Source organism: Trichodesmium erythraeum IMS101, from assembly GCF_000014265.1.
GTDB classification, from domain to species: Bacteria; Cyanobacteriota; Cyanobacteriia; order Cyanobacteriales; family Microcoleaceae; genus Trichodesmium; species Trichodesmium erythraeum.
Genome location: NC_008312.1, coordinates 5,902,740 through 5,924,846, shown reverse-complemented (window position 1 = coordinate 5,924,846; position 22,107 = coordinate 5,902,740). Strand labels below are relative to the sequence as shown.

General features: G+C 36.5%; 8 protein-coding genes. 5 read left to right on the top strand and 3 right to left on the bottom strand.

The window, feature by feature from the left end; all coding sequences use genetic code 11:
* Positions 1–248 precede the first annotated feature (248 nt).
* Both TERY_RS18440 and apcB read right to left on the bottom strand, forming a co-directional pair.
* Positions 249–1,103, bottom strand: a complete 855-nt coding sequence (locus TERY_RS18440; RefSeq protein ID WP_011613209.1) for a TlyA family rRNA (cytidine-2'-O)-methyltransferase — start codon at positions 1,101–1,103, stop codon at positions 249–251.
* A gap of 274 nt (positions 1,104–1,377) precedes the next feature.
* Positions 1,378–1,887, bottom strand: a complete 510-nt coding sequence (gene apcB / locus TERY_RS18435) for an allophycocyanin subunit beta (RefSeq protein ID WP_011613208.1) — start codon at positions 1,885–1,887, stop codon at positions 1,378–1,380.
* A 768-nt stretch (positions 1,888–2,655) separates the two neighbouring features.
* On the opposite strand from apcB, the gene glnA reads away from it, so the two are divergent.
* The 4 genes from glnA to TERY_RS18415 all read left to right on the top strand — a co-directional run bounded on the left by glnA (position 2,656) and on the right by TERY_RS18415 (position 7,581).
* On the top strand, positions 2,656–4,077 hold the full coding sequence (gene glnA, locus TERY_RS18430) for a type I glutamate--ammonia ligase (protein WP_011613207.1): 1,422 nt from the start codon (positions 2,656–2,658) through the stop codon (positions 4,075–4,077).
* A gap of 501 nt (positions 4,078–4,578) precedes the next feature.
* Entirely contained in the window at positions 4,579–5,670 is a 1,092-nt protein-coding gene (locus tag TERY_RS18425) for a methyltransferase domain-containing protein (protein ID WP_011613206.1), read from the top strand.
* Between the two features lie 96 nt (positions 5,671–5,766).
* Positions 5,767–6,261 carry a YbjN domain-containing protein gene (locus TERY_RS18420; protein ID WP_011613205.1) on the top strand — a complete coding sequence of 165 codons (495 nt, stop codon included), beginning with the start codon at positions 5,767–5,769 and terminating at the stop codon, positions 6,259–6,261.
* Positions 6,262–6,822: 561 nt separating this feature from the next.
* Positions 6,823–7,581 carry a lipoyl protein ligase domain-containing protein gene (locus TERY_RS18415; RefSeq protein ID WP_011613204.1) on the top strand — a complete coding sequence of 253 codons (759 nt, stop codon included), beginning with the start codon at positions 6,823–6,825 and terminating at the stop codon, positions 7,579–7,581.
* Positions 7,582–7,926: 345 nt separating this feature from the next.
* On the opposite strand, the gene TERY_RS18410 is transcribed toward TERY_RS18415, so the two are convergent.
* Positions 7,927–18,540: a CHAT domain-containing protein gene (locus TERY_RS18410; protein ID WP_011613203.1), complete on the bottom strand. Its 10,614-nt coding sequence runs from the start codon at positions 18,538–18,540 to the stop codon at positions 7,927–7,929.
* Between the two features lie 942 nt (positions 18,541–19,482).
* Here TERY_RS18410 and TERY_RS18405 point away from each other — a divergent pair.
* Complete coding sequence (locus tag TERY_RS18405; RefSeq protein ID WP_011613202.1) at positions 19,483–20,808, top strand: hypothetical protein; 1,326 nt, start codon at positions 19,483–19,485, stop codon at positions 20,806–20,808.
* Positions 20,809–22,107 lie beyond the last annotated feature (1,299 nt).

Below are 22,107 nucleotides of genomic sequence, written 5' to 3'. Positions count from 1 at the left end.
CCGAAAAAATTTATTTACCAAGTCTAGAATTTTGAGATTTTTCAATACTAATATTTGAGCTAATAGCATTCAGAATTCATCTAAATCACTTTTTGAATTTGACTGTAGCAATTATTTGAATTAAATACTATCTCCAGGATATCTAAATTTAGATCAGAATTTTTCTGATTCAGACTAGATAATAAATAACTATTTGTGTTTAATATTAAATATTAATAAATATGGCAATTTTAAAAGTCAAATTTTAATTATAAGTTATGATTAAATTTTTGCCGAGCTAATTTTGTGATATCAGCGATCGCCGACCTATCAACTAAAAGTTCACTGTCTAAATTTAACCATAATAAATATTCTATATTACCAGCAGGACCTTGTATAGGAGACCAAGTTAAACCTGCGTATTTCCATCCTAAATTATTAGCACTACAACATACCTGAAAAATTGCCTCAGCTTGGTCATTATAGGAACGTACCACACCTTTTTTTCCGACTCTTTCTTTTCCTACTTCAAACTGAGGTTTTACCAACAAAATTGTTTCACGAGGTGGAATAAGTAATTCCCATAAAGCAGGTAATATTTTAGCCAGAGAAATAAAAGAAACATCAACTACAGCTAAACTAGGATATATTTCTTTTGTATTTTCTTGTAGTTCATAATTTAATATTAGTGAGTCACCATATAATTCTTGAGGAGTTAAATAACGTATATTAGTTCTCTCTTTCAAAATTACTCTGGAGTCGTTACGCAACTTCCAGTCAACTTGTCCGTAACCAACATCAATACCATAAATTAATTTAGCGCCTGCTTGTAATAAACAATCTGTAAAACCTCCTGTAGATATACCACCATCAAGACATATTCTATTAGAAATAGAAATAGAAAAATACTCTAATGCCTTAGCAAGTTTGTAGCCTCCTCTAGAAACATATAAAGATTTTTGTTTAACCTTAATATTCGACTCCAAGTCAACTTCAGTTCCAGGTTTATCAACTATTTGTTGATTTACCATTACTTCCCCTGCTCTAATCAAAACCTGAGCTTTTTGTCGAGAACTGCATAAGTTTCGTTCTACTAATAAAACATCTAATCTTTGTTTAGGCACAAATTTTACTTGACTTAAATGCTTACCTAAATTATATCTCTCCGATAATTAATCTCAAATCTGTGGAATACCTGAGTAAAAACTTAGTTTCTGGAGATATCTATTGTGTTTGATAATAATTGTGCGTATATTCAAATACGATATTTATCAAAAAATTACTCTTTTTAGAGAAGTTAAAAAACCATTCATACAAAAAAATCTGATTTTAATCAGCAAGCGGGTTTGATATATCTTTTGATTCAACCCGCGCTTTACGACTACAAAAAAAAGAATATTAAATATCCTTTTCTGCCAACTCATTAATTAGATGATCGAAGGGTTCGGCCAAAAAAGCACCAGTTTGAATACCTGCAGCCTCTACCTTAGACTTAATAAGTTCTTTAAGAATGCTAATACCTATCAAAGTAGGTCCAATAGGTACTCCTAAAGAATTATAAGTTTCCCGAAGCCCTTGCAACACACGCTCATCTAAAACGTCTGTATTACCTGCTACTAAAGCATAAGTAGCATAGCGTAGATAATAGTCCATGTCCCGCAGACAAGCTGCATAACGACGAGTTGTATAAGCATTACCACCGGGACGGATTAATTCTGGTTGTTCTGCAAACAAAGTAATTGCAGCTTGTTTTACTAAACTAGCTGCCTGAGAATTAATTAGGGTTGCAGCTTGTACTCTTGCAGTACCAGTTTCAAAATAAGATTTTAATTGATCAATCCCATTTTGGTCCAAATAACGACCTTTAATATCGTAATTTTTTATTAAGCTAGTTATAGTGTCCTGCATAAAATCATTCTCCTAATAATTTTTTAAATTTACCTGATGATCCTACTTTTACATCTTTCCAAGGTTGCACTTGAGAGACAACGCGGAATTTCTAACCATTACTGTAATAGTCTTTGGTGCTTCTCGCGTACTCGCCCTCAGAGATGACTCCCTTTGGTTCTTATGGCCACTCCGCCAACTAATACTGCTAGCCCAGCAGCCTAAATACTTAAACAAAAAAACTTTTTGTTGTATGTGTTGAGCTCAAGCATGGAGCGTTCCCAATGACTATTACTCTTCCTTGAGCTACTGATCTTTGGTGCGGTGTTACCCATGCTGGAAATTGGTACTTTTTCTCAGTTAGCCTGTCTGTTCATATATATATGAGTAGGCCTATCACCAAAGCTGAATATACCACAAGATTAATTGTTTTTCTTATTGCTCTCAAGGAGTGATAAGGAGAGTATAAATCTTCAAACAAAATAACGTTAAGATAGATTCATACCTAGCAGAATCGTTAAGGTTAATTATAGGATGAGCGTAACACCCGATACAAACATTCAATTTAAATTCTTATTATTATTTGAGTGTATTAGTCTTAGAGCTGCAGTGATTTTTAGGCCATTGCTTGGTTTCAAAATTTAGTTGAAATCATGAGAACTTTACATACAAACTTATGGTATAAAATCAATGTGTAACTTTGTCATGTTTTATTAAAGTTTTCTAGGGTAATAGCAGTAGCTGTTAAGTCTATTCAGAAAATTAAAATTTAAGATTTAGGAGCTAATGATGGTAAAAACAGCCCAAGATGTATTGAACTGGATTAAGAGTCAAGACATTCAAGTTATTGACTTGAAGTTTATTGACTTACCTGGTATTTGGCAGCATTTAACAGTTCATCAAAGTCAAATTGATGAAAGCTCTTTTACAGATGGAGTTGCTTTTGATGGTTCTAGTATTCGTGGTTGGAAAAGTATTAACGAGTCAGACATGATGATGGTGCTCGATCCAACTACTGCTTGGATTGAACCTTTTATGGCCGAACCTACACTAAGTATCACCTGTAGTATTAAAGAACCTCGAACTGGTGAATGGTACAGTCGTTGCCCAAGAGTTATAGCTCAGAAAGCAGTTGATTTTTTAAAAACTCAAGGTATTGGGGATACTGTATATTTTGGTCCAGAAGCTGAATTTTTTGTGTTTGAGGATGCTCGTTTCGACCAAACAGAAAATAAAGCATACTATTATGTTGATAGTATAGAGGGTCGTTGGAACTCTGGAAGAGAGGAAGATGGAGGTAACAAAGCTTATAAACCTGACTACAAAGGAGGTTATTTCCCAGTACCTCCTACAGATACTATGCAAGACTTACGCACAGAGATGCTATTAACAATGGCTAAGTGTGGAGTCCCTATTGAGAAGCATCACCACGAAGTAGCTACAGGTGGTCAGAATGAATTAGGCTTCCGCTTTGGTAAATTGGTAGAAGCTGCAGATAACTTGATGATTTATAAGTATGTTATCAAGAATGTGGGTAGAAAGTATGGCAAGACTATTACTTTTATGCCTAAGCCAATCTTTAATGATAATGGTTCTGGAATGCATGTTCACCAGTCAATTTGGAAAGACGGAGAGCCTCTATTCTGGGGTGATGGTTATGCTAATTTGAGTAAGATGGCTCTTCATTATATCGGTGGTATCCTGAAGCACGCTCCAGCAATATTAGGTTTCTCTAATCCTTCTACTAATTCTTATAAGCGATTAGTTCCTGGATTTGAAGCTCCAGTAAATTTGGCCTATTCTCAAGGAAACCGGTCCGCTTCTGTCCGAATTCCTTTAACTGGTACTAATCCTAAGGCAAAACGCTTAGAATTTCGTTGTCCTGATGCTACTTGTAACCCATATCTTGCTTTTGCGGCTATGCTTTGTGCTGGTATTGATGGGATATTGAATGAAATTGACCCTGGTCCATCTTTGGATGTGGATATTTATGACCTAAGTCCTGAAGAGTTGAGTAAGATTCCTTCTACTCCTGGTTCCCTAGAAGGTGCTTTGGAAGCTTTGGAAAAAGATCATGAGTTTTTGACTGCTGGTGGGGTATTTACGGAAGATTTGATTCAAACTTGGATTGATTACAAGATGGAGAATGAGGTTAAACCGATGCGTCTGCGACCTCATCCCTATGAGTTTTCTATGTACTATGATTGCTAAATTATAGCCTGTTAATTGATATAAGTAATTTGATTCTTCTATGGCCTCCTTTGGTGGAGGCTTTTTTTTGTCTATTTAAAAAAAATCCCTAAGATAATCTATTTCTAGGCAAATAAATGTTTGACATTATTCTGTTTTTTTTTCTTTATTTTCTGTTAAATTATATTAACTTGATGAATTTTTGTTTTATTACTAGAGAATTCTTGAGGACTCAGGAGTTAGAGGCCAAGAATTTAGAAGTCAGGAATCAAAATGAATGGCTTCAGTGCTATGTTTAGCTTTTTTTATTAAATGGACATATCCTATCAAGTCTTTTATCCTTCTTACTATATATCTAAACTTATGTGAATAAATATTAGTAAATCAACAATAGTTAACTAACCCCAATTACCCATTTGTAAACAAAAGATGTAGTGCTATAAAAAAGATATTAAAATATCTTAACTGTGTACAATTCTTAATTAAAATCTCATAAATCCTTAAATTGACTCAGGTCATCTCATGTCAGATACAATTACCAAATTTACTTATCAAACATTTCAAAAAAGTAAAGCCGGCCTGGCTTTAGCTCATAAAAAAATTTCTACTTATCTGCAAGGTTTTATTGCTCCAAATTTACGTCTGAAAACTAAGCCTTTGTCTGCGAAAGTTATTCAAAAAATACAGCAACGTATGGATGAGATCATAGAAAAAGATTTGGCAGATGGTGAAAAGGGTATATATCCAACGAATATTATTTTTGATCATCCCTGGTCGGATTTTTTCAGTTTCTATCTTAATATTTGGCTAGAACTACCACAGGTTTGGGAAAGAATTCAACAAAAAAAATATCAATATTTTTCACCACAGATCAAGATTCAAGGTTATCCTAGTTATTATTTACAAAATTTTCATTATCAAACTGATGGTTATTTAAGCGAGATGTCAGCTAATCTCTATGATTTACAGGTAGAGATTCTATTTAATGGTACTGCTGATGTGATGCGCAGACGAGTTTTAGCTCCATTAAAAATGGGGTTAGAAAAATTGTTTTCTGGACAAAATTTAGATGCGATCGCTCCTCAAAAATTACGGGTTTTAGACATAGCTTGTGGTACTGGCAGAACATTAAAATTGATTCGCGCTAGCTTGCCAAAAGCTTCTATTTATGGTATTGATTTGTCAGCTAATTACTTGAAAAAAGCAAATAAATTACTATCTGAAGAATTGGGAGAATTACCTCAGCTTTTGCAAGGAAATGCAGAGAATTTACCTTTCCAAGAAAAATATTTTCAGGGTATAACTTGTGTCTTTACTTTTCATGAATTACCTCCAATGGTACGTACAAAAGTTTTAGAGGAAGCTTTTCGAGTAATTCAGCCAGGAGGAGTTTTTGTAATTTGTGATTCTATTCAAACATGTGATGAACCTGATTTTACCGGTATGTTAGAAAATTTTCCGGCGATGTTCCATGAACCTTATTTTAAAAATTATATTACAGATAATTTAGAAGAACGTTTGGAGAAAGCAGGGTTTGTAAATATTGCCACGGAAGTTCATTTTGTTAGTAAATATTGGGTTGCTTATAAACCTGATCTTAATATTGACAACTAAGGAAGAAAAGAAAAATGGTTCAGAGCTATATTGTTTGATTCTCGGTTAAGATTTTTAAGAATAGACAAGTACTATATGAACTGGGTATAAGTAATTATGACGACTAACAACCCTGAAACGGTTTCTGTGGACAATGCTTCTATTGAGGAAGCAAATATTAACGAACTAACCGAAGATGAAACTAGTCTTGGTTACATAGAAAATATTGAGACTGTTATTGCCGGTATGGCAGAAGAGCAAAAAGTTATGGTGGCTCAAAATGAAGCGGGCCATTTGTGGAAGTTTAAATATGGCAGTGTGGATGTATATGTCAGACTGACTGGGGAAACTGATGATGATAATTTAACGGTTTGGTCTTATGTATTGAAGTTACCTGCTAAAAATGAACCAGAGTTGATGCGTAAATTATTACAAATGAATTGGTTATCAACAATGGAATCTCATTTTGCCATTGTGGACAATCAAATTGTAGTTGTGGCAACTCGTACTGTGGCAGAATTATCTCCTGGAGAAATTTCGCGGGCTATTACTATTGTTGCGACTCTTGCTGATGATAATGATGAACTTTTAGTTGCAGAATTTGGCCAATAAATAAAATATACTTCCAGATATTAAAAAGCTTTTTGTTACAACTTTTGTAGAGATTTTTTATGGAATATCTCTAGATTTCTTTACGGCTAATTGTTTGTATAAAATTCTTAATTTGGAGGGAGAAAATTTATCATTTTTTACCCTCTTTTTTACCTTTTTATTTTGGGTTGGGTAAAACATAAAATCCTGAACTTTGGTCAAACTTCAATTGCTAAGTAATTAAAACTTTCCCCACAGCTTTTTTAATAGTTAGCACCCTAAAAACGTATTAATTTTATCAAGTTTTCAGGAACTTTTTACCTTTTCACAGTCGGGGTTAGGGGTAGGTATGTTACTCAATAAAGTTTAATAAAAATTTATTACATTGGTGTTATATGATTTCCTCAATTAAGAGTAGTGAATAAACACATATTTAATGGTGCATAACGACAGATTTTTGAATGCTTTTTAAAGTCTAAATTTTAGCCTCTAACCTACCTGATAAGTTTGGCAATGATACCTCAATTAAGGGTAGTCTATTGAGAGAAGAAAGAACTACAAAAATTAAATTCGTACTTGATTATGTTTTGGCGACTCATACCCCTACTAACAACAACGGGAAAATTACAAATGGCAATAGATGAATGGTTGCTACAACAACATCTCCAAGGAAATATTCCACCGACTCTTCGTTTTTATATTTGGCAACCAGTTGCTATTTCTCTGGGTTATCATCAAAAATCATACCCCGAATATTGGCAAAATCTTACTAGGCAAGGTACTCCTATAGATATTGTGCGTCGCCCTACTGGTGGGAGGGCAGTTTTACATCAAGGGGACTTAACTTATAGTCTGATAAGTTCTGGTTTTAGTGGTAGTCCCATTGAGTCTTATCGGGCTATTTGTGAATTTTTAATCTGGGGATGGCGATCGCTTGGTATTGACTTAGCTTATGGCAGTACAGGAAGAGGTTATATTAAGAACCCAAACTGTTTTGGAACTTCTACAGGTGCAGATTTAGTTTTACCTGATGGGAGAAAATTCATCGGTAGTGCGCAACTTAGAAAAAAAGGAGCAATATTACAACATGGTTCGATGATGTTAGAACCTGATATTGAGTTTTTTAGGTATGTTTTTAACTCTGAAGTATTCTCTGGAGTTTCTGATATTTTTACATCTTTTTTATCTACAAATGATATGGGAGAAAGTTTGATTAATAAGATTATTGAAGTATTAATTATAGCAGCAAGTGAATGTTTTAAAATTCAGTTAATTACTGAACCTTTATCAGATAAAGAATGGTTAGAAATCCATAATTTTGCTAATACTAATTTATGTTGAGTCTGAACCTTAATTCTTTTAGACAGATGAGAAAAACTCTTGAATTACTAAAGGTGGGTAAGTTTGCAAGAGTATCTACTGGTATCTAAAACAGAGAAGCATTCAGCTGTTAGCTATCAGCTAGAAGGAGGAGTTTGTCTCCAAAAAGAATTAAAAGTCTGAACGAAAAAACAATTAGTTTGACTTCATCTTTTTGCACGCTATTAACAGACAAAAGCGCTTGAGCTCACTGCTAAATTGCTGAATACTTACCCAATAGAAATGAAGGTAGAAGTTTATCGTCCATCAGAAGTTATCTGAAAACGGCTATAAAGTTTCGATCCCGTTGTGAACTCAACAATTTTATTACCAAGGACTACCAACTATAGTAAACCCTGCCCAATAATAAGGATGAGATAAATTTTGATTATTGACATTTGCCAACGCCGAAGGTAGCTTCACCTCACCACGAGTGCTGCTTCCCCTCAACTCCCCACCTGTAATAACCACCTTCCCTTGCAACATTGCTAACTGCGCCTGTCTTAATGCCTCTGACTTGATCTTAGCATCATTTAAATAAGTATAAAACTCTGTCATTAAGGCCAATGTCCCTTCATCACTCACACTCCAAAGACTCGTTAAAGCTGACTTCACTCCCGCTGCTACTGCTAACCCTGCAAACCCTAATTCCGCTTCTCTATTTCCTACAGCAGTGCGACAAGCAGACAATACCAACAAGTCAACCGATGGGTTACTCCAACCCAACTCCCGCACTTGGTTTAACTTTATTTGTTCATTACCCCATAGCTGAATGTAAGAATTACTAGGTTTTCCTCTATTAAATGTTGCATGGGTAGCTAGGTGAATAATAGGATAGGGATAATTTTTTCTTTGAGTTAACAAATTATTCTGGGTAAATTCTTCGTTCAAAAATTTACTACCTTCCCATAGCTTTTCAGAAATTGTTTCTACCTCCACAGGTACTGCTGGTAAAGGTTCTTCATTGATAAACTGACTAGCTCCCATAGCTAATACTTGAGTACCTTGAAGTGGGCGATAATTTGTATCCATTAAGCTGATACTCGGAATTAAACTTAGGCTATATTTCTCAATTAAAAATTGTTCTCCATCATGTAATGCTGCCACTGGTAAAATACGCAAACCTTCACCCATACTGAACAATAAGGTATCGAGATTTGCTGCTTCTAATTCTGCTGATATAGGTGCAATAAACCAATCATATAATTGTTTTGCTGGTGATAGATAACTATTAGAATCACGATAGGCAGGACTTGTCGTTAATTTGAGGAAATTTATAACTACTTTCTCTAATTTTTTACGGTTAGCTTCGGGGATAGTTTTAAGAATAGGCTGACCATCTTTGGTATATAAGATTATTTGTAATTCCTCTGGATAAGCATTAATATAAACAACTGCAGATTCTTTTCCTATTTTAGCAGCCATATCTGTTAATATTTCTCGGGGTGTTTTTTGGTTTATAAATTGTTCTTTAAAATCTGTTCCAAAATAATTTGAATATTCGTTAGTACGGCTTTGTTCTAATACTGTTACTGCTTCCTCTAAATTGGCAGAAACTGTGAGATAATTGGTATTTATAGCATTAATTGTGTTTAAGATTTTTTTTGTATCTGTTGTACTATTAATAGATGATTCTGTTTGTTCTTGGGCTGTGTTTGTATTAGTTGTTTGGTTATTGTTGCTGGGGGTAGAATTTGAAATTAATTCAGACCTTTGAGACTGGGTAAGGTTTGATAAAATGTTTTTATTATTTGAGGGATTTGTAGTGAAATTATCTTCGATATTGTTATTGTTATTATTAGAGAAATCTTCTTGATTAAGTACTTGATTATTAGGTACATTGTTATTAGAAATTGCTGAAGTAGTATCTAGACTTTGATTAATTTCTTGATCTTGAATGTTGATAGATTCGTTGCCAAAAGTTTGATTAATTTGTTCAATATTTTGCTCCCCACTTGCGGTTTGAATATTAATGGTATTATTCTCGGCATTTTGAGTGACTTGCCCAATATTTTTCTCCCCACCTGCAGTTTGAATATTGTTAGCATTACCTCCAGAATTTTGATTCACATTTTCAATATTTTGGTCACGACCTGCAGTTTGAATATTGTTAGCATTACCTCCAGAATTTTGATTCACATTTTCAATATTTTGGTCGCGACCTGCAGTTTGAATATTGTTAGCATTACCTCCAGAATTTTGATTCACATTTTCAATATTTTGGTCGCGACCTGCAGCTTGAATATTGTTAGCATTACCTCCAGAATTTTGATTCACATTTTCAATATTTTGGTCGCGACCTGCAGTTTGAATATTGTTAGCATTACCTCCAGAATTTTGATTCACATTTTCAATATTTTGGTCGCGACCTGCAGTTTGAATATTGTTAGCATTACCTCCAGAATTTTGATTCATATTCCTACCATTTTGGTCGCGACCTGCAGTTTGAATATTGTTAGCATTACCTCCAGAATTCTGATTCATATTCCTACCATTTTGGTCGCGACCTGCAGTTTGAATATTGTTAGCATTACCTCCAGAATTCTGATTCATATTCCCACTATTTTGGTCGCGGCCTGCAGTTTGAACATTATTAGTATCCCCTGTTTTTGCTATTTGAGTAGTATTGCCGATATTTTGATCTCTTCCTGACTCAATATTAATATCTACATTTCCCTCTCCAGCATTTTGAGTAACATCTTCTGTAGTAATATTTTCTCTTGCTCTCAGTGTTAAAGCTCCTATTGTTCCATCTGATGTCATTTCTATATCATAGGTGGCAATGGAACCATCTGTCGCTTCTACATTAATTTCCCCGGCACTTGTTCTAGCGATAGAACTTAAATTTCCCGTACCTACTTCTGTTCCGTTGATAACTATACGACCACTATATCCCTCCGGAGCTTGTGTTGTGACATTAACTGTATTAACTTCTGCTTGTTGGCTCTGAATAATTAAGTCACCACTTTCTGTCATACCGTAGGATGATACATTTGCTAAATTTACTCTTTCTGGGGCATCTACTTTGACACTTCCTCCTCTTCCTTGTTCTGAATATGAGTCTATATTACCCCTGGAATGAATTTCTACTCCTTCACTCTTGACTTGAATATTACCCCCCCGTTCCATTCCCTGAGAAAGAATATTATTTGTCTGGATCTGACCAACTGCAGTAATATTTACATCTCCTGCTGTACCTTTTTCTGAGAAGGTTTCTATGTTTTGAGTTGCATTAATTTCTCCTTGCTCACTGATAATATTAACGTCTCCACCTGTGGTAGGCTTGTCTGGGTTAAGGGCGCTGGCTTCTAATTTCCCTGTGCTAATATTTCCTTTGGCATTGATAATAATATCTCCAGTACCGTCTGGGGAACGAGAATTTATTGTGCCGCCTGTAGTATCTATTGTACTGTTTCTGCTGCGGAGTCGGATCTCTCTGGCTTTTCCTTGAGTTGCTTCTCCTTCTGGTTTGGGAATAATAGTAAAGTTTTCGTTGACTTTTTCTTGTTGTCTGACAAAACCTGATGCTAAGTCTATTTTGCCTGTTTCTATTGCGTTATCTGCAGTAATATCAATTTTTCCTGTGTCGCCCTCGTTGGCACCAGAATATATTTTAGCTGTTGTAGTATTAATATTGTTGCCTGCTTCTAGAGTAATATCTCCTCCTTGTCCTTGTTTGTCACTGTTCCCCTCATTTGGTGGTTCTGATGCGGAAATAATATTACTGTTTACTTTTATATTAATATTGTTTCCGGCTTTAATACTTATTTGACCTCCGTCTCCGTCGGCGTAGGAATAGATATCATTTGTGGTAATATTTCCTTGGGGTGCTTCCATTGTAATGTCTCCGGCATCACCGCCTCCTGAATAGTTGGCTAAGAGGTTACCACTACTGGTGTCAATGTTTCCGGTTTCTGATGTGATGGTTATTTGACCACCCTCTTGCTTTCCGTGAGAACTTATGGTTTTGGCGGTTATGTCTGTTTGGGCTTTGAGGGTAACATCTCCGGCGTTCCCTCCTTCTGAAAATGATTGAATTGCTCGGGTAGCGTTAATTTTTCCTTGTTCACTGGTAATACTGATACTACCTCCGTCAGAGGTTTCCATGTCATTTTTGGCGGCGGAGGTAACAGCTCCTGTGGTAATATCTCCTTGGGCGGTAATATCTATTGTACCTGCGTTGCCGGCGTCGGTACTTTTAGCTGATATCCTACTGTTAGGCGCAGTTATTTCTCCTGCTTCAATATTGATAATACCTCCATCTCCTGTTCCTCTGGTTTCTGTTAATATTCGGCCTTGCAGTTGGAATGTTTCACTAGAATTAATTTTGATTTCGCCTCCGTTTCCGCTGTCAGATGTGGATGCTGATATTTTTGTATTTTCGGCTATTTTCAGGTTTTCTGTTTCAATGTTAATAATGCCTGCATCTCCACTACCTTTGGTTTCAACTGTTATCTGACCATCTCCTGTAATATTTATGTTTTCTGGTGCCAATATATTGATATCACCTCCCTTTCCTAGAGATTTGGTGCGAGCAGAAATGAAGCCTTGGTCGGTGAACGTAATATTGAGGTTTGGGTTAGTTTTGTAAGGGGTGAGGGTTAAAGTGCCAGCATTTGATACTCCTTTAGTTTCAGCAAATATTCCTAATTTTCCTGAGATTTCTAAGTCGTTGGTGTTGATAGTGATGTTGCCTCCATCTCCGGTGCTTGTTGCTTTTTTTCCGGCTGTCGCACTTATTTCTGTGCCTTTTCCTATGGTAACTGTTTGGGAGTTAATTTCAATATTTCCGGCTTGACCTTGACTGTTGGTTTCGGCGCTTATGGCTACTTGCTCTAATAGGTTGAGGTTTTCTGTTTGGATATTGATGGTGCCTGCGTTTCCACTCCCTGTGGTTTCCGCTGATATTTTTCCGTCTCCTGTAATGTTTATTTTTTCTGGTGCTTGAATATTTATGTTGCCTCCGTTGCCACTGGAGCTGGTGCGAGCAGAAATGAAGCCTTGTTGTTTGAATTCTATATTTAGGTTGGGGTTGTTTTTATATGGTTTCAGGGTGAGGGTGCCTGCGGGACTTTCTCCTGCGGTTTCGGCGAATATTCCTAGTTTTCCTGAGATTTCTAGGTTGTTGGCGTTGATGGTGATGTTGCCGCCTGCGCCTGCTTCTTTGTTGCTGGCTCTTTCTAGTGCTGTGGCACTTATTTGGGCGTTTTTTCCTATTGTGAGTTTTTTGGTGTTTATTTCTATGTTTCCAGCTAGTCCGGCGCTGTTGGTTTCTGTTGTTAGACTTGTTCCTTTTTCTAGGGTGAAGTCTGTGGTGTTGATTTTGATTTCGCCGGCGTTGCCTTGGTCCTCTGTGGAAGCATTGATTTTGACTCCATTGGATATTCTCAGGTTGTTGGTTTTGATATCAATAATTCCGGCGTTACCTGTACCTGATGTTTCTGTGGCAATGAATCCTTTGCCTGTTATTTTTATGTTTTCTGGGGCTTGTATGAATATGCTGCCTCCGTTGCCTGTGGATGAGGTAGAGGCGGAGATGAAGCCCTCGTTTTTGAAGATGATGTCTAGGTTGGGGTTGTTTTTGTAGGGTGATATACGAAGGATACCGGCGTTTTTGCTCGCTTCGGTTTCGGCAAATATTCCGAGTTTTCCTGTGACGTTGAGTTCGTTTGTGTTGATGGTGATGTTGCCTCCTTCTCCGGTGCTGGTTGAACCTGTTAAGACTGTGGTGCTGGCTTTAGCGCCTTCTCCTATCTCTATGGTGTTAGCTTGGATATTTATGTCTCCGGGGTTTCCAGCTCTTGCGGTTTCTGTGATTAGTTTGGTGTTTTGGTCTAGGATGAGGTTGTTAGCTTCTATGTTTATTTGACCTGCGTTTCCGGTTCCTTCTGTGTTGGCTAAGATTTTGCTGTTGTTGGTGAGTTCTATGTTTTGCTTGGTTTCTAAGTTGATTTGGCCGGCTTTGCCTTGGGAGTTGGTAGTACTGATGATATCCGTCTTGTCAAGTGTAATGTTGCCAATGCTGTAGATGTTGACGTCTCCTGCGGCTTGGTTACTTTTGGTGTCGCTTTCTATGGTGACGTTGTTGAGGCTGAGGTCGCCGGAACTATTGATAGAGACTTCGCCTGATCGAGTATCTCCTATTTCACCAACTAGTCTTGTTCCACAGGAGGAACATATTTGTACGCTTACTTGTACACTTGTAGTAATGGATGAGTCATTGATTTGAAGTGGTTCTTGTGTCTTACTTTCTATGGTTACTTTTCCTGATTCTGAGCGGGAAGATAGTGTAAATATTTCTGTCTTGCTGAGATTGTTAGTGGTAATGTTAACGTCTCCACCTTTTCCTTCCCCAAACTTATTTTTCCTGAATGAAAATGTATGTATTGTTAGTTTTTCTTCATTATCCGAGGTTGGTTTTATTTTATTGGCATTCAGTTTTATGTCTCCTCCATTTCTTGAGTTGCCTTTTTCTGAGTACGAATAGGAATCAAGGCCTTGTGTAGTGATATAGTCACCAGCATCCAAATTAATTGCTCCTCCATTTCCTGAGACTGAGCTGGAAGAGGATCTCGAATCAAGGTCTTGTGTAGTGATATAGTCACCAGCATCCAAATTAATTGCTCCTCCATTTCCTGAGTTGCCTGAGGGAGAAAAAGAATAGGACTTGAGATCTTGTGTAGTGATATAGTCACCAGCGTCCAAATCAATTTTTCCTCCATTTTCTGAGTTACCTTTTTCTGAAGAGGAAAAGGAATTGAGGGATTGTGTAGTGATATTGCCACCAGCATCCAAACTAATTGCTCCTCCATTTCCTGAGTTCCCTTTTTCTGAAGACAAATAGGAATAAGAATTGAGGGATTGTGTAGTGATATTGCCACCAGCATCCAAACTAATTGCTCCTCCATTTCCTGAGTTGCCTGAGGGGGAAAAAGAATATGCATTGAGAGATGGTGTAGTGATATTGCCACCAGCATCCAAACTAATTGCTCCTCCATTTCCTGAGTTGTCTAAGCTGGAATAGGAATAGGAATAGAGTTCTTGTGTAGTGATATTGCCACCAGCATCCAAATCAATTGCTCCTCCATTTCCTGAGAATGATCTGGCAGTGGACCTGGAATGGAGGGATTGTATAGTAATATTGCCACCAGCATCCAAATTAATTGCTCCTCCATTTCCTGAACCTGAAGGGGAATAAGACCTCGAACTAAGGGATTGTGTAGTGATATTGCCATCAGCATCCAAATTAATGGCTCCTCCGTCTCCTGATTTGCCTAAGCTGGAATAGGAATAGGAATAGAGGGATTGTATAGTGATATTGCTACCAGCATCTAAATCAATTACTCCTCCATTTTCTGAGTTGCCTGAGCTGGACCAGGAATAGGAATAAAGGTCTTGTGTAGTGATATTCCCACCAGCTACCAAATCAATTGCTCCTCCATTCCTTTGCACAGAACTAGAATTAATCAGACCAGTAATAATATTGTTATTAGCATTCAGGTCAATTCTTCCCCCATTAGCAGCTTCGCTCAAACTACGAATATTTCCTACACTAATATCACCATGAGTTGCTTTTAGGTTTATCGCTCCACCATTTCCACTTCCTCTTCCTCCACCACTCTGAACAAGAGGGTTACGCAGCAACAGTTGTGTACCTATAGCAGTTCCCCAGGGAGCCTGCTCACCAGCTCTGTATAAAGTGCCATCGTATCCCTCAGAGGTATCAGTTACCTTCAAATTCCACCTTCCATTCGGAGTTTCTCCATTAAAATCTGTTAAACTTCCTTGGGGATGATACGTACCATCAAACGGAACACTGCCCATACTAATAATTGTAGAAGCATCATCATCCAATACAGTATCCTGAAAGTTATCTCCCCTATTACCAACCTCTGCAAACAATTGTACTTTCGTTTTTTGGGGTGATTCCAGACTAACGTCTAACTGCTTATTGTAAGTATGTTTTGCAGAAAAGCGAACATCTATATTTTTTATAGTTCCCAAGTCACCATCTACAGTAAAAGTAAATGTTGCAGTGCCTTCTGTACCTACCGGAGGTATCGCCCCCCCCTTATCCACATCGATCGCCTTCAATAGCTCCCCACCAGAATAAACAGGCAACCAAGAAGTATCAACATTCCCCAAAACCACACCAGCACCAGCAATAGTCAAACCTCGCCCATTAGTCTTAATAGTATCCGCCCCATTATCAAAAACATCAGGGTTACTCCCAACATCCGGCTTATTATCCAAAATCTCCACAAGACCAAACCCATCCCCATCCACATCCGCACGAAATTCTATCTCCCCATTCCCAGGCATAAACTCCAATGCATCATCCTCTATATCCTCAACAACAATATCATTTGTCGCCGACAACTTAACATCCGCATCCCCAGAAGTCTCATTAAATTCATCATTTATCCTAATATTAGTCCCAGACAAAGAAACAGCTTCCCCACCACCTTTAATACCACTACCCGTAGCCACAATATCTCCCGCCGCTTCAATATTTATCCCACCACCTCCATCAACAACCTCCGTATTTTCTGTAGATGTCGCCTCAGAATTATTCTCTACAACCTCATTGCTAGAAATAGTTTCATTTAAAGTCACATTTCCCGCGCTCTTAATATCAACATCTCCTCCAAAAGTAGCAATACCATCCACATCCTCACTTACACCACCAATATTCACATTTTTCAACGACTCAAAAAACACCCCACCACTACCAGAAACCGCCTCCAAATTCTGCACATCTAACCGCAAAGGTTGACCAAGAAAACCTATACCTCCATTCCCAGAAGTTCTAAACAAAACACTCCCCGCATTTATCAAAGAATTCTCAGAAACTCTAACAATATTTCCCCCATTTGCATCAACCAAAACCTTCCCTGTCGTCCTTAAATTTCCCAGATTTATATCACCTACCTCTCCTAAACTTCCCAACTTAATATTAATTCCACCACTTCCAGCATTTAAAATTGTTCCATCCAATTGATTTATCGAAGCTTTCCCATCAGAACGGTTAGCCAAATTCATCTCATCATTATTACCCAATAAATCAATATTTCCATTTCCACTCTTAGTATCAATATCTGCATTTATATTAATACTTCGACCCGCCTTTAACTCCACAGAAGAATCAGTTTCTATCCTTTCATTTATCGTAATATCATTATCAGCATCAATAATCACATTCCCCGATAATTCCCCTAAATTATCCGCCGAAATAGTCACATCAGAATTCTCATCAGCAGCAAAAGGATCAAGAGGATTTTCTGTTTCTTTATCTTCTAAATTATCAGTATTTTTTGTTGTGGAATTATCAGTATTTTCGGTCTCAGAAACCTCGGAATTATCCTCGACAATTTCCCCATTATAATTATCAGTATTTTCTGTCTCAGAAACCTCGGAATTATCCTCAATAATTTCCCCATCATAATTATCAGTATTTTCTGTCTCAGAAACCTCCGAATTATCCTCGACAATTTCCTTTTCACCTTCCGAATTATCCTCTCCCACCGTCACACTTTCTGGGTCTAATAAAATCCTACCTTTAGTTCCTAAAGCCGCAGTAACATCCACCTTTCCATCAAAGATTAATTGTTCTTTTCCCCCAATTTTAACCAACCCTCCATTTCCCGAAGATGTGCCGCCTTTAGCACTAATATTTCCCGCAAAATTAGTAATACCATCCGACCAAATTCTAACTTGACCTCCATCACCATTTGTGATAGCATCCGCAGAAATAAATGAATTATTATTAACAAAAGTATGCTGAGAATTAGGAACTATACCCAACCCTTGAAAATCTCCTCCTATTAATACAGTTCCACCCCCATTTTTGCCATCAGCCTTGATATTTGTATCTATAAGAGCCACGCGATCGCCCCACACATTAACTTTACCGGCCTTAGCAACATCTCTCTTCTCCTTGAGGGAAGGAGGAACATCTATCTTTCCTGGACTAGCAGCACCCTCCTTCTTTCTCTGACTAGGAACACGCCCCTTCTCCTTAAGAGAAGTAGCAGTAGTTGATACATCTATCTTTCCCGAAATAGTTGCCGTTCCCGGAGTCTCAGCCACCATAGTATTTGAACCATTCAAAACCACATCACCATTCTCTTTAACAACGACAGATGTAGCCTCAACGATATCTCCTCCACCAGCTAATAACTCTGGTAAAGATAGAGGATCAATATTAGAAATATTTTCTCCATCCTCTAGGGGTACTTCTAAACTTAACAAATGTCCTGGTTGAGATATTTTCAGGGTACTACCACCTTCGACAGCAGTGACAGTAATATTACCCCCAGGGCTAGAGAGTTCCCCTGTATTAACAACAGTTCCACCCGACAAAGTTAAATTTCCTTGGGGTTTTAAAGTTAAATTCCCTTCATTAACAATAGAACCAGGCTTAGAAACATCAAACCTATAACCACTAGGGTTTCCGACCAAATTTGAATAGTCATTAGTGCCCATAGCCTTGAACCAGAAATTATTCTGGTCAAAACCAATACCAGTAGCAGTAGTAACACTGAATGACGCAGGTACATTGAGGCTGGCGTTTGGGCCAAACATTATGCCTGCGGGGTTCATTAAGAAGAGGTTAGAGCTGCTACCTAGAACCTGAATAAGACCATTAATATAAGAAGCGCCTCCCTTAACTCGTCCGAGAACGTTGCGAGTATCCGGGGTCGTGACAAAGTTGGCAGTTTGACCAGAGTGCACATTAAACTTATCAAAGCTGTGAAATACATTAGTACCACTGCGAGTCCCACCTTTAATATGAAATTGTTGGCCCTGTGGAGTAACAGTAGTATTGGTACCGTCCTTAGCCGGGGTTATGGGCTGGGAGTTGGCGGGAGTGGTGGCTAATGTGCCTAGTATTAAACTCAGAGCTTTTATGGTGCAGAGTTTTGAGCTATTAGGTTTCATCACAGGCTTTTGTTATTGTGGTAGATGTTGAAAATTATATTGACTTTTTATTTAATTTATAGATATAGCTGTAAAGCCTTACAATACAAAAATCAATAAATTATTTAAAATTTATTTGTCATTTCAATCATAAGCGCTTATATTAGTGTATAAATTAGCTCGGCTTTATAAGACGAAACTTCGTCCAACCTATCAGGGGGATAAGGGGCCATAAAACTATTTATTTAACTGGGGTAAACCTTAAATGAGTCAAAGCTCTTATAGGCAATTTTTTAATAATTGTTATATCCCACATTCTGCACTTCAATTTATCAGATAAAAATTCGTATAAAATCCAGAGCTTAGTGATGAATTACTGCTTTTTATTCAGTTAAATTACTAGTTACTTTATGAATGAAAATATTTTACTTGTATTAGTAAAGTTCTGTTTTTTTATCATATTAAACTCAGTCCTTAAAGACGGGGTCTTAGATTTTGTCACTGAGTTATATCTAAAATAAATACTAAATTCTGAGGGAGAATTGAATCATTTTTCGGGTGCACCTGAATTAAGCAATACCTAATTATACTCAAGAAAGGGTGAGGATGAATAATTGCACCCAAAGAAACAGAGAGAAAAAAGAAACATCTAACTTCTGAAAATTTAAGTTTAGCATATGCAATTCATTCTTTATATGCTTTAGCTCTCAGATAATTTTTGAAGATTGTAGTAAAATTAACTGCAATATCATTATGACGAATAGTTCCCAGTTCTCCCAGTGATGGCAAAAAATTCATATTTAATCGGTTGTTTTTCCTCCTATTATAAATATTCTTGGAAGTGATTATTAGGCTTTGAGGTTAGGCAAACATTGGGTATATCTCCTATTATATGAAATTGGATATTTAACTGATGAGTCATCAAAATGTTACAATATAAGTAATAAATCTAGAGGTAAAAATATGTCACGTTTAAATAGCCGAGCCTATAAACTATTAAAAGTAGAAGTTGACAAACGTGCCAAAGAAGATTTGGTTGGGGAAGTGGGAAAAAAAATAGTAATGAAAAGACTGGATAAGTTACGATTTCAATCAGGAGAGACCCTAAAAGTAGAAGAATTAAGTTATATAGTAAAAGACCAATTTCCTAATTTTAGTGACACAGTTATTCAGAAAGCAATTAAAATAAATAAGCAACCTAAAATATTAAGTAAAATTATGTGGATACCTGCTGCATTAGTGGGAATGGCAGGGATCGTTTGGGTAGCAAATTTACCCTATCCCATGATTCGTAAACCTGTGTCTAGAGTAGCACCAATAGTTTTGCTACCAAGCTATATAAATATGGATTATAACTATAGAGAAGCGATCGCTAATATTGAACAAGCAGATCAACTAATTAATAAAGCAACTTCCAGTGCAGATATTAATTTAGGCGCTAATAAAGTTGCTTTAGCACAGAAGCATCTTAATGAATTGCCAGTATGGTTTTTAGATTTTTATCCTAAAAGATATTGTACGTTTTTCAGTTGTTCTTGGAAATTCACATTAGATGAATTTGAAACCGCAAGAAAACAGGTAGGGCGAATGCAGGCAAAGGTATTTCAAGAAAACAATGCTCAAACATTCTTAGCGGAGGCGGAACAAACAATTGCCACTGCTAAACAACAATATCTGGAAGCTACAACCTCAACAGAAAAACAGCAGGCGATCGCTAACTGGCAAAGTGGAATAGATAGGTTAGCACAAATTCCACCTACTACTGTTGCTAAAAAAATAGCACAACCACAATTAGCAGCAGCTAAACGAGATTTTGAGAAAGAGGTAGGTTTAGCAGATGGTAATAAACTCAGTTTCACTTTTATAGAAGTGGCAAAAAAATTTGGTTTAAAGGCGGCTGAAGCTGCTCAAAATGGACCCCATTCAGATCAACGATGGCAAGTAATAGTAGATTTATGGGAGCAAGCAATTAATCAATTACAGAAAATATCAGCAGATAATCCTAGTTATTTGGCAGCTCAGAGCAAAATAGCAGAATATCAGCTTAACCTCGCTAATGTGAAAATGCGATTACAAGCAGAAAGGGACTCAGGAACAGCTTTTAAGCGGGGTAAAGATTTAATTGCAGATTGGAAAAAGTCTGCAATTAATAATTCTGATCGAGGTTTACTTGCTAGTAAGTTACAAGAAATTATTAATCAGTTAGAAAATGTAAAACCAGAAACAACTTTTTATCAACAAGCTCAAGAATTATTGAAATTTGCAAAAGATAAACAGAAAAATTTATAACTTGAAATTAGGAGATAAAATAGGGATTTTGGCAAGGATGTAGGGATTAACTTCTTAGCTCTAAATATTTAGGTGAGAGATACTTGTAAATCTTCTAAATAATGCTGTTAAATAATGCTTGAAAAACAAGTTTTTTGAACTCTTAACTCCCTATTTTCTATTCAGCACCCCATAATAATACAGGGAAAAGGTTAGGAAATTTGGCATATCTATCTTGGGAAATGGAGAGAAGTTCAATAAAGCTGAATAGAGATATTCAATTATCAAAAATTAAGTTAATTATTTTACAAAAATCATCAATAATCATCAATTGTGTGGATATATGATTGATATAAAATAATCACTGTAGGTTTATTTATAGTAGAAAAAAAGTACTTATAAAGGAAATAATTACATCAGAATTAATTTTATGAGTTGAAACATAACTTTTTTTATGATTCTGGGAATTCAGATCAAATCAGCTTAATTGCACACATTATAAATTTTGAGGCTATTAGCTGATTTGGCATTGAGCTACTAATTCTGAGACTTGAGCTTGGTCGTCAACTGGTAATTAGATTATAATACTATCCATGTTACTGCCCCATAAATTTTAGGGAGATGTGGAGTAGGAGGGCAAGGGAAGAATCAAATTATAGAGTTAGAATAAACCTATTTTTAAACAGATTTACTTTTCTTTGGTATTCCTTTAGGAAAAGGACATAATTTTTCCACTTTTGTCAATCATAATTGTAAGAAAAATGTTGATAAAGCATAGCTTTAGGCACGGAGAGGTTTCTACTTGATACCTCATACTTTAGTATACTGATAGTTTAATTTACAATTAGTTACAGGAAAAAAGTTTTTTTACAGTATAAATATTTGCTCAAGTTTTTTTGGCTTTTAAATACTACATTTTGTTATACAGAATATGGGTTCAAAAAAACTATATCCCTTGTGTGATGAAGTATCTAGAATTTTTTCAAAAGATTTGTTCTCAAACTAGGAAAAAGCGTTGATCAAGAACAGCTAAAGATTATTATCAGATTATCTGGTCTATTTACTGTTTTTCGGTCCTATTTAAGTAGAGGATTCTATTTTAAAGACAGTATTATAACATTTGTTTGCCTGCTAGCAAGGGTTTTGTGTGAATTATCATTTGTTTCTCAACTTCTATCTATTGGTTCGTTCGGCCAATAAATTTGGCCTTCCCTGAAAATACTGACATAACACTAACCTAGACTGGCATTAGAAAATATCAAGAAAGCAGTAAGACCAGTCCAAATTTTTTGTTTAATAAAGTTATTTTTTTAAGTAGTA